This window comes from Microcystis sp. LE19-41.2A, assembly GCF_027530405.1.
Taxonomy (GTDB): Bacteria; Cyanobacteriota; Cyanobacteriia; order Cyanobacteriales; family Microcystaceae; genus Microcystis; species Microcystis aeruginosa.
Map to the genome: position 1 here is coordinate 1 of NZ_JAPZQJ010000260.1, position 10,526 is coordinate 10,526.

Here is a 10,526-nt window from a genome sequence, read left to right on the forward strand (position 1 = left end):
GAGACAGGAGACAGGAGACGGGATACAGCTATTAGGGATCGGATTTGAGTTTTCAGTTCTCTGTTTGCTCACCACCGCAGAAGCCTGACGGAGTAGTGGCTTAGATGTGTAATTAATTGTGCTTAGATACTTACACTGATAACTGATCACTGATAACTGATCACTGATAACTGATCACTGATAACTGAAAATAACTGCTATAAAATTGGACTAGCCTTTTCCCCCAGAAAAAAATTTCTCCATCCATGACCTTAATCCTCTACAACACCCTCAGTCGTCGCGAAGAACCCTTTACCCCCCTCATCCCGGGCATGGTCTCCATGTATTGCTGCGGCATTACCGTCTATGATTATTGCCATTTGGGTCATGCGCGTACCTGTGTGGTTTGGGATGTGGTGCGGCGTTATTTGGAGTATCTCGGTTATAAAGTGCGCTATATTCAGAATTTCACCGATATTGACGATAAAATTCTCAATCGGGCTAAAAATGAACATACCACCATGGCAGCCGTGGCCGAGAAATTTATCCAGGCCTACTTTGAGGATATGGCAAAATTAGGAGTCAGACCGGCGGACGCTTATCCCCGGGCCACTCATACCCTCGACGGTATCAAGCGCCTAGTCTATGAATTAGAACAAAAAGGCTATGCTTACCCCAGCGATGGCGATGTTTACTATTCCGTCCGTCGTTTTTCTGATTATGGCAAACTATCAGGGCGAAAACTGGATGATCTGCAAGCCGGCGCCAGCGGCCGGGTAGAAACCGACGACCCGGAAGCAATTAAGAAACAAGACCCCTTTGATTTTGCCCTCTGGAAGGGGGCAAAATCGGGGGAACCTAGTTGGGATTCTCCCTGGGGCCAAGGTCGTCCGGGGTGGCATATTGAATGTTCGGCCATGGTCAAAGAACAATTGGGAGAAACTATCGATATTCATGTGGGGGGAAGTGATCTGATTTTTCCCCACCACGAAAACGAAATTGCCCAAAGTGAAGCCGCTACGGGTAAACCTCTGGCCCATTATTGGTTACATAATGGCATGGTTAAGGTGGCCGGGGAAAAAATGTCAAAATCCCTCGGTAATTTCATCACTATTCGCGAGTTATTGGCAAAATATGACCCCTTAGCCGTGAGATTATTAATTTTAGGCGCCCAATACCGCAAACCGATCGATTTTTCCGATGAGGGATTGCAGGCGGCCACTAATGGCTGGCATACTTTACAAGAGGGTTTATCCTTTGGTTATAAGCATCTTCCGCCCGATAATCCCGGAATTACCGACCAAGAGCTAGAAAATCGCTTTCAAGAGGCGGTAAATCACGATTTTAACTTTGCCGGTGGTTTAGCGGTGTTATTTGAAATCGCTAAGGAATTACGCAAGGAGGGTAATAATTTAACCCATGCGGGTAAGACAGACAGCAATCTGGCCCAATTAGCGGTAAAATGGCATACTTTGGTGAAATTGTCTAGGGTTTTGGGCTTAGAAATGGCCGCTGACCAGGGAGAAACCCCTGTTTCTGAGGGAATTAGTGCAGCGGATATCGAAAATCTGATCCAACAACGGACAGAGGCAAAAAAAGCGAAAAATTACGCCGAAAGCGATCGCATTCGCGCAGAATTAAAAGCCCAAGGCATTAGTTTAATCGACCAACCCGGGGGAGTCACTAAATGGTTAAGAGAGGGAGACTAGAAATTCTTTAACCACTTCCTCCACCCTACGATCGCGGCCATCCACCTGATAGTTTAATTTCTGCATAGCTGTGGAGGTAATTTTGCCAGTGAGTTTCGCTAAAACCTGTCGCAATTGCGGATATTTTCGCAAACTATCCCGGTTAAAAATCGGTACCGCTTCGTAGGGAGGAAAATAGCGTTGATCATCTTCTAGGATGACTAAATCTAGCACGGGAATTAAGCCATCGGTGGAATTTCCCGCCACTAAATCCACTTGTTTTTCGGCTAAAGCGCGGTACATTAACCCTAAATCCATCACTTTCGGGGGTCCGGCAAAATTGAGGCCGTAGGTCTTCGCTAATCCCTTGTAACCGTCTTCCCTTTCCAAAAATTCATAACCAAAACCCGCTTGCCAATTGGGAGTATATTTAGCCGCTTGCGAGAGAGTTTTAAGATTGTATTGACTGGCGGTTTCTCCCCGGATAACAATGGCGAAAGTATTCTCGAATCCTAAACTGGGAAACACTTCTAGATTAAATTTTTCTGGATAAATCTCTTGCAGCTTTTCAGAGACTAATCGGGCATCGTTAAGGGGTTTTTCCTGTAAAATTCCCGTGAAAGCCGTGCCGGAATACTCCACATAACCATCGATTTTACCCGCTTTCACCGCTTCATGACAGATCAGAGTACCACCGAGATTAAATTGACGTTCAACCCGTAAATTCGTCTCTTTTTCGATTTCCTGTGCCAAAATTTCCCCTAAAATCACCTGTTCGGTAAAATTTTTGGAACCGATCACCACTGTGCCAAGGGATGAATGGAAAATTTGAGTCAAGAGGAAAGATAGCAAGGCCAACCCGATTAAACCTAAGCCCCATTGCCATTTAGAGGGCTTTTTCGGACGTTGCGAAGGGGAAAAGGTCTTTTCTAACCAACCGATACTCCAATCGGCAACAAGGGCTAAAAAAGCGGCAGGAATTGCCCCCGCCAAAATTAACTGATTGTTGACCGTGGCAATACCGCGAAAAATAAACACTCCCAAACCACCGCCACCGATGGCAGCTGCGATCGTGGCCACACCGATAGCAATCACCGTCGCAATTCTCACTCCTGCCAAAATTGTCGCCCTGGCCAGGGGTAATTCGATATAGCGCAGGATTTGACCGTCGGTCATGCCTAGGGATAACCCGGCTAATTTTAATTCGGGATCAACTTTTTTGATGCCCAGATAGGTATTTAAAACAATTGGCAGTAAGGTATAGAGAGTTAGGGCAACAATAGCGGGAATTTTGCCGATTCCTCCCAAAAAAGGCACGGAAATTAAAAAACCAAATAGGGCTAAACTGGGGATAGTCTGTAGGGTGTTAACGATCGCTATAATTGGTGGGGCGAGAATAGCTTGACGACTAATCAAAATACCTAGAGGAATACCGATTAAGCTACCCATAGCCATGGCTATTCCCGTCAAGAAAAGATGCTCTCCAGTGCGAAAAGCGATTTCCCCCCCATAATCTAGCCAAAAACTATCCATAAACTTCTCTTAAAGCTGCTGCTTCATCCTATTGTGTAGAATAAATGGGATCTATTAGTTCCAGTCTTTATTTAAAGATTCTATCACCATCTTGACATTATTTCCTCCCTAAAGACAAATGACTAACAAATTTAATCCTCGGGCTAAAACTGTTGCCGATTGGGCCTATATCGGTATTGATAAACATTTTCATAAAGTTCTTAAACACGAAGCTGGGGTTTTACTCGATCAGGATACGGAAGAATTACATCAAATTCGTGTGGGAATGCGCCGTCTTCGCAGTACCTTAACCGGTTTTGCCCCCGCTTTAACCATGCCGAAATCTGCCGAGCAAAAACGGGTGGGTAATCTGGGCAGAATTTTAGGAGAATTGCGGGATTTAGATGTGTTAAAATCGGCTTTTGTCGGCCATTATCAGCCAATTTTACCACCGAAAGAACAGGATTTACTGAAGAAAGTTTTACAAGTTCTCGAACACCGAAGGGAGAAGGCTTTTGCTAAGGTAGAAAAGCTGTTGAAGTCCGATAAATTTCTCAATTTTAAGGCAGATTTTGCCAGTTGGTTGGATAATCCCACCTATCAACCGATAGGAAAATTAGATATTGCCACGGTTTTACCTGACTTATTATTACCGCAAGCGAGTCACTTTTTACTCCATGAAGGCTGGTTAGTTGGGGTAAATTTAGAGGAAGATCAAAAAGTAAAAGAGTTTTCTAGTCAAGAAATTGATGACCTATTGGAAAAAGAAGGATTATTACTGCACGATCTCCGCAAAGAAGCCAAGCGTTCCCGCTATAATATGGAGTTATTCACTCAGTTCTATGGCCACAAGTATCGAGAATATCTAGAAGATATTAAAAACCTTCAAAGTATTCTCGGAGAAATGCAGGATTGTTGTGTTCTCTCGGATTTTCTTAGCCAAATTTTCCCTAATTGTCTTGCCAAGGAAATGCCGACTTTACTAGAAATTTTCCAAAATATCCGTCACCAAAAATGGCAAGAATGGCAACCCTTACAAAAGAAATTCCTTGACGCTGACACCAGAAAAAGTCTGCACCAGACAATTTTACAGCCTATTTTTCGGCCAAATAGTGTAGAATTAGAAACTAATCCAGAATCCTGAGATTAGAAACCGATGAATTTTTTTCAAAAGTTAAACCACGCCATTAGTCAAAACCAGACTCTACTTGTCCTCGGTTTAGATGCTAACCCCGAAATGATGCCCTCCACCCCGGGAGAATTAATCGTTAATTTAGAACGGTGGCTCAAGTTTATTATCGATGAAACTGCCCCTTTTGTCTGTGCCTACAAACCAACTTTAGGCTTTTATCAAGCTTTGGGAGCGGCAGGGTTAGAATTATTACAGCGAATTTTAACGGCAATTCCCGATCATATCCCGGTAATTTTGGATGCTAAACACGGCGATATTAATACTAGCAGTATTTTAGCCGAGACTATCTTTAAAACTTGGCAGGTGGACGCGGTTACTCTCAATCCCTACTCCGGACAGGATCACGTTGCTCCTTTTTTAGTTTATCCCGAGCATGGCGCTTTTATCCTTTGTCATACTTCCAATCAAGGCGCGATTAATCTGCAAGAATTCCCCAGTCGCGACAATCCTTTTTATCTGCAAGTCGTCAAAGAAGCTTGTACTTGGGGAACTCCCGAACAGGTGTTTTTAGAAGTGGGAACCACTCAACCGGAGATTTTGAAAAAGATTCGCAATTTTGCCCCCGAAAGATTGATTTTATTACGCAGTATTTGGGAAGAAAAAAGTCAATTCTCCGAGTTAATTACTGTGGGTTTAAATAGTCATGGCGAGGGTTTATTAATTCCTGTACCCCAAGACTTTTTATCTCAACCCGATTTGGGGGCAAAAGTCAAGGATTTACGCGAGGAAGTCAACAAAATTAAACAAAACCACCAGCAAGAATCGAGCCAAGATGAGACTTGGACTGCTAACGTTTGTCTTTTAAAACAACATCCTCATCAGGATTTAATTCTACAATTATTTGATATTGGCTGCTTGCTGTTTGGCGATTATGTGCAAGCATCGGGAGAAACTTTTTCCTATTATATTGATCTGAGAAAAATTATCTCTAATCCTAATATTTTTCAGCAGGTAATTGAAGCCTATGGAGAAATATTAAAAACCTTGACATTTGACCGTATTGCTGGCATACCCTACGGTTCTTTACCCACAGCTACGGGTTTATCTTTATTATTAAATCATCCGATGATTTTCCCCCGCAAAGAAGTAAAAGCTCACGGCACAAGAAGAGTAATTGAAGGTAATTTTCAAGTGGGGGAAACGGTGGTAGTGGTGGACGATATTTTAATTTCTGGCAAAAGTGCGATCGAAGGGGCAGAAAAGATTAAATCGGCGGGATTATTAGTTAATGATATCGTGGTTTTTATCGACCATGGTGGCCCCGTTAAAGATAAACTTCGTAGCCATGGTTATCAACCTTATTCGGTTTTAACCCTAGCAGAAATTACCGATACTCTCTACGAAGCGGGAAGACTGACAGAAGCAGAATATAGCTGTTTTTTAAATCGCTCCCATTGATATTTAGGGTTTGCGGCAAAAAGTTTTTCTTGGGGGCAGGGTGTGGGGTGTGGGGTGTGGGGTGTGGGGTTTTATCGATTTTCAGCTGGTCAACTACCTAATTTTCAGGGAAAAAGTACCTGAATTTTCCCCCCGATCCCCGCAATGGCTGGCACTTTTTGAGGGGAAAAAAGTCCAAAAGTCTTATCCAACAAGGTTTTTAGATTTATTCAGCAAACCCTAAGTAGCAGCCTTATGCTGTTTTTTCACTGTTTACTGTTTACTGATCACTGATTACTGATCACTGATTACCGATCACTGAAAATTGTTAAGAAACTTGACTGCGTAACACCTTTAGGGTATTCAGGAGCTTGCTTTCTTCTTTTTCCTCAAAAATAGTTAAATCTTTCGGTTTACAACGTTTTATATCCAATTTAATCCCCTGCGCTCCTTCTGTTTTCAAATCTTCTTCATAACCGGCTTGAGCGACTTCAGCCTCGTCTTTAGCGAGAAAAGGACCGAAATAATAAGTACATCTGGGATAGTCGGTTTTAATCTCGACCCAGTAGGCTAATCCGAACCTTTCGAGTAAGCTAATCAAAAATTCTTTCATCTCGTTCCCCATCTAAATCTACTCTGGTGGTTTTGTTACGTTCGTTTACATTTCGCAAACTTCCTTCCTATTTTATTTATACTTTCTCCTTTTGGCTATTGGGAGTGTCGAAAAATACAGATTTTCAATCGGGGGAATTTTGCCAGCGTTGCCGGTAAACCTCGTAAAGAGCCATACCCGCCGCCACCGAAGCATTGAGACTGGGGGTTTTGCCTGCCAAAGGGATAGATACCAACTCATCGCAGGACTTTTGGGTTAGCAGACTCAAACCCTCTCCCTCCGAACCTACCACCAATCCTATCGCACCCGTTAAATTGATTGTGTGTAAAGATTTACCAGTTTTTGCCGCCGTGCCGTAGAGCCAAAAACCCGCCGCTTTTAATTCCTCTAAAGCACGATTGAGATTAACCACCCTGGCGACGGGTAAATATTCCAAGGATCCAGCCGCCACTTTCATCACCGTCGATGTCACCCCGGCGGCGCGACGTTGGGGAATAACTACCCCCTGACAACCCATAGCTTCGGCGGTGCGAATAATTGCCCCAAGGTTATGGGGATCCGTAATACCTTCAGCGATGACGATGACGGGGTGGCGACTTCTGCCCTTAGCTTTTTCGATCAGATCGGCTAATTCGATATACTCATAGGGAGACATCTGGGCCGCAATCCCCTGATGATTGGCCTTATTGGTAATCTGATCGAGACGCAGATCGTCCACCTCATCAATTACCGTACCGTTGGCTTTGGCTTTTTCTAAGAGGGTATGATAACGGGGATCGTAACGGAGTCGATTGACCACCCAAATCCGATTTAGTTGGCGCTCCTCCTCCATGGCCGTTAAAACCACCCGGCGACCGTAGAGCAGATCATCAGCTTCTTGGTTTTCTGGAGTTACTGCCGGGGATTTAGCCAGAATTGGCCCAGTTTTCGGCCGCGAGGGCCGGCGAAAATTACTATTATCGGACTTGCCACGAAATGGTCGATCGCTCATGATTGGATGGATTAAGAGTAAAGTCGGGAATCGTCCCTGAGGGCTATAATTCTAGTTTTTCTAATAGTTGATGTAATCTTGAGGGGTCTTGCAGATAAAGATAGCCGAACAGGGTTTCTAAACTGCTGGCCTGCTGATAGACTTGGGCTGTCAGACGACGGCGTTTTCCCGTGACCGCATTGCGTCCCCGGCGCAGAATTTCTTTTTCTTGGTCTGTCAGATAGGGCTGCAGTTGTGCTAAATCTAAAGCCTGTTGTTCGGCCCTGACTTTGCCCACCACCTGAGCGTGATAGTCTCCCAGACGCTGGGGCGGCAGTAAATAATAGGTGCGGATGTATAATTCATAAACAGCATCCCCTAGATAGGCCAGAGAAGCAGGCGATAATCGGTCAAGACCCTCTAGGATTGGTGAACCCTCGCCATTGACCTGTAAGCGAATTTTTTCGAGAGGAGATTCCACGATTTACGCTTTTTCCAGATATTTGATCGCCGCTTCCAGGGTGGGTTGCAGGGAAAAAAACTTCTCCAATCGCACCAGTTTTACAGTTTGAGTTACCCGGGGATTGGTAACAATTTGTAAACTGCCCCCTTCGGTTTTGGCCTTTTTTACCAATTTTACTAAAGCCCCTAAACCGGAGCTATCGATAAAATCAATCTGAGCGAGGCTAATAATCACATCCTTGGGACCTTCCTCCACATAGCCTTCGATCACCTTACAAAAAGTCGGTTCGGAAAAGGCATCTAAAAGACCCGTCAAACGGAAAATTTGGTACTTATCTTTGACCTCACGCGTGCCTCGCAAGCTGACGGTCAAGTTAATTGCTTCTGGAATAATCGCCTCCTAGCCCTAGGTCCGTAAAAATCAAAACCCTAGTATATCCTAAAAATTTACGACCGATCCTTTTTTGCTTGCCGCATTAAATCAACAAATTGGCCAAACAGATAATCGGCATCGTGGGGGCCAGGACTGGCTTCGGGGTGGTATTGTACCGAGAAAAAGGGCAGAGACTTGTGTTTTAAACCCGCTACGGTGCGATCATTGAGGTTGAGATGGGTAATCTCCACTTGCGGATTTAAAGAGGCCTCCTGCACGGCAAAACCGTGATTCTGACTGGTAATTTCCACCTGTTGCTGCAGTCCGCAGGGTTGATTTAACCCGCGATGGCCAAATTTTAGTTTAAAGGTTTCTGCCCCTAGGGATAGGCCTAAAATTTGATGACCCATACAGATGCCAAAAGTGGGTTTTTCTCCTTGCAAAAGTTGCTTGGCTAGGGCAATTCCTTCGGTGACAGCTGCCGGATCTCCCGGTCCGTTAGAAAAGAAAATACCATCGGGATTATATTCGGCGATTTTTTCTGGGGGAGTGTCGGCGGGAACCACGATCACCCGACAACCGTAGCTGGCTAAACGTCGGAGAATATTGCGTTTGATGCCAAAATCGATCGCCACCACCGTTAACGGTTCTTGATCGCTATCAATTGGCGCAAATTCCCAGGCGGACGGGGTGGGAGTCGTCCATTCGTACACTTCCTTGGTGGTAACTTCCTTAACTAGATTTAACCCCGCCATACTGGGGGCCGCCTGCACCAGCCGCAGTAAATCGTGATAATCGAGTATTTCCGTAGAAATTGCCCCATTCATCGCCCCAACCGAGCGAATTTTGCGGGTCAGAGACCGGGTATCGATGCCATAGATGCCAATAACATGATGATCGGCCAGATAATCCGGTAGGGATTGGGTAGAACGCCAATTACTGGGCCGGTGGCAGATATTTTTGGCGATCGCTCCTTTCACCTGGGGACGAATTGACTCCTCATCCTCGGGGTTAACCCCCGTATTTCCCAATTCCGGATAGGTAAAAGTGACGATTTGACCGGCATAACTGGGATCGGTGAGGACTTCCTGATAACCAGTCATCCCCGTGTTAAAGACAACTTCGCCGACGGTGGTTCCCTTGGAGCCGAAGGAATAACCCTCGTAAACCGTACCATCGGCCAGAACTAATAAGGCTTTTTGACTAGCAGCACTTGATATCATCGTCAATTTTTTAATCTTGAGTAGTGGTGAGAAACAGAAGTCAAGGATAGACTAGAACAGGGACTAGAAAACGAATTGCTTAGTTTTAATTGGCTAGAGCGTTTTATGATTAAGAGTACATCCGCTCAAGGACAACAGCTTCCCCTGACTAGCCATCGGCAAGATCCTATCGCTTAAAAAATAACTATATAAGTAATATGAGTGCAAGAAAACTGACTGATGCCACGAAAAAAGAAATTCTTAAGCTTTATCGGGAAACGGAGGCCACCACTTCCACCTTAGCCGAGCGTTATGGCGTGAGTAGTTCTACGGTCAGTCGTTTTCTCAAAAATTCTTTTTCTGGGGAGGAATACGAGCAGTTAATCCAGAAAAAACGCTTGGCCCGCAATCCTCGTGGCCTCGAGGAGGAGGAAGCAGCAGCGGATTTACCAGAAAAAGCGATCGAGGTGATTAGTTTTCGGGCAGCTCGCATCGAAGCTAAGGATGAGCAGGATTTTGAGCAACCGATCGCTTCTGTGGAACAATTAACCCTGTTAATGGATACCTCTTACCCGCCAGAAGCAGATAATTCGGAATATATAGAAATTAATGGCGATAAACCCCTAGAAGACGCTAATTTAACCGAGTTTTTCGTCGAAGCTATCGAGGAAGAGGAGGAGGAAGATGAGCTTGACGAGGATTGGGATGAAGAGGAGGATGAAGATGAAGATGAAGACGAGGAGGAGGAGGAACTAGCGGGGAGCTATTTAGGCCCGACTATCGTTAAAACAGCCCAATTAGAGATATTACCCCTCTCGGCAGCGGCTTTTCCCAAAACCTGTTACTTGGTCATTGATCGCGCTGCCGAATTAATCACCCGTCCCCTCAAGGATTTTGCTGAATTGGGTAAGGTTCCCCCTCAGGAAATCCAGCAGCGCACTCTCCCCATCTTTGAAAGTCATCGCATCGCTCGTCGTTTCTCCAAGCGCAAGGAAAAAGTGATTAAAGTTCCCGACGGTCGCCTGATCGAAAAAGCTCACGCTCAACTGGAAGCGAAAGGGATCACCCGTCTGCTCATGGATGGTCGTATCTACGCTTTAGAGTAGGGAATTAGCGGGTTAGCAGGGGGTAGGGGGTTGGGTGTGGGGTGTGGGGTGT

At 45.1% G+C, this 10,526-nt stretch carries 10 protein-coding genes; 4 read left to right on the plus strand and 6 right to left on the minus strand.

Annotated features, from left to right (window positions below; all coding sequences use genetic code 11):
* Positions 1-245: 245 nt before the first annotated feature.
* Positions 246-1,688, plus strand: coding sequence for a cysteine--tRNA ligase (gene cysS, locus O9290_RS11340; RefSeq protein ID WP_002763874.1), 1,443 nt, complete (start codon positions 246-248; stop codon positions 1,686-1,688).
* Here cysS and O9290_RS11345 read toward each other — a convergent pair.
* Complete coding sequence (locus O9290_RS11345) at positions 1,671-3,200, minus strand: glycine betaine ABC transporter substrate-binding protein (protein ID WP_288054675.1); 1,530 nt, start codon at positions 3,198-3,200, stop codon at positions 1,671-1,673. The genes cysS and O9290_RS11345 overlap by 18 nt on opposite strands.
* 118 nt (positions 3,201-3,318) lie before the next feature.
* Between O9290_RS11345 and O9290_RS11350 the strand changes: the two genes are divergently transcribed.
* The gene (locus O9290_RS11350) at positions 3,319-4,323 is read left to right on the plus strand and encodes a CHAD domain-containing protein (protein WP_288054677.1); all 1,005 of its coding nucleotides are present in this window, start codon (positions 3,319-3,321) and stop codon (positions 4,321-4,323) included.
* 12 nt (positions 4,324-4,335) lie between these two features.
* Positions 4,336-5,769 (plus strand): bifunctional orotidine-5'-phosphate decarboxylase/orotate phosphoribosyltransferase, encoded by a 1,434-nt coding sequence (locus O9290_RS11355; RefSeq protein WP_288054679.1) that lies wholly within the window; start codon positions 4,336-4,338, stop codon positions 5,767-5,769.
* Positions 5,770-6,076: 307 nt separating this feature from the next.
* Here the strand turns inward: O9290_RS11355 and O9290_RS11360 are convergent, their stop codons facing one another.
* From O9290_RS11360 to carA, 5 genes are all read right to left on the minus strand, one after another.
* Positions 6,077-6,373: a DUF1816 domain-containing protein gene (locus O9290_RS11360; protein WP_104397146.1), complete on the minus strand. Its 297-nt coding sequence runs from the start codon at positions 6,371-6,373 to the stop codon at positions 6,077-6,079.
* Between the two features lie 112 nt (positions 6,374-6,485).
* Positions 6,486-7,352: a 23S rRNA (guanosine(2251)-2'-O)-methyltransferase RlmB gene (gene rlmB / locus O9290_RS11365; protein WP_002763882.1), complete on the minus strand. Its 867-nt coding sequence runs from the start codon at positions 7,350-7,352 to the stop codon at positions 6,486-6,488.
* Between the two features lie 43 nt (positions 7,353-7,395).
* On the minus strand, positions 7,396-7,812 hold the full coding sequence (locus O9290_RS11370) for a Mini-ribonuclease 3 (protein WP_002741322.1): 417 nt from the start codon (positions 7,810-7,812) through the stop codon (positions 7,396-7,398).
* Between the two features lie 3 nt (positions 7,813-7,815).
* Entirely contained in the window at positions 7,816-8,166 is a 351-nt protein-coding gene (locus O9290_RS11375) for an STAS domain-containing protein (RefSeq protein ID WP_008196348.1), read from the minus strand.
* A 74-nt stretch (positions 8,167-8,240) separates the two neighbouring features.
* Positions 8,241-9,389 (minus strand): glutamine-hydrolyzing carbamoyl-phosphate synthase small subunit, encoded by a 1,149-nt coding sequence (gene carA / locus O9290_RS11380; protein WP_288054682.1) that lies wholly within the window; start codon positions 9,387-9,389, stop codon positions 8,241-8,243.
* Between the two features lie 197 nt (positions 9,390-9,586).
* Here carA and O9290_RS11385 point away from each other — a divergent pair, with 197 nt between their 5' ends.
* Positions 9,587-10,474, plus strand: a complete 888-nt coding sequence (locus O9290_RS11385) for a helix-turn-helix domain-containing protein (protein WP_288054684.1) — start codon at positions 9,587-9,589, stop codon at positions 10,472-10,474.
* Positions 10,475-10,526: the final 52 nt, after the last annotated feature.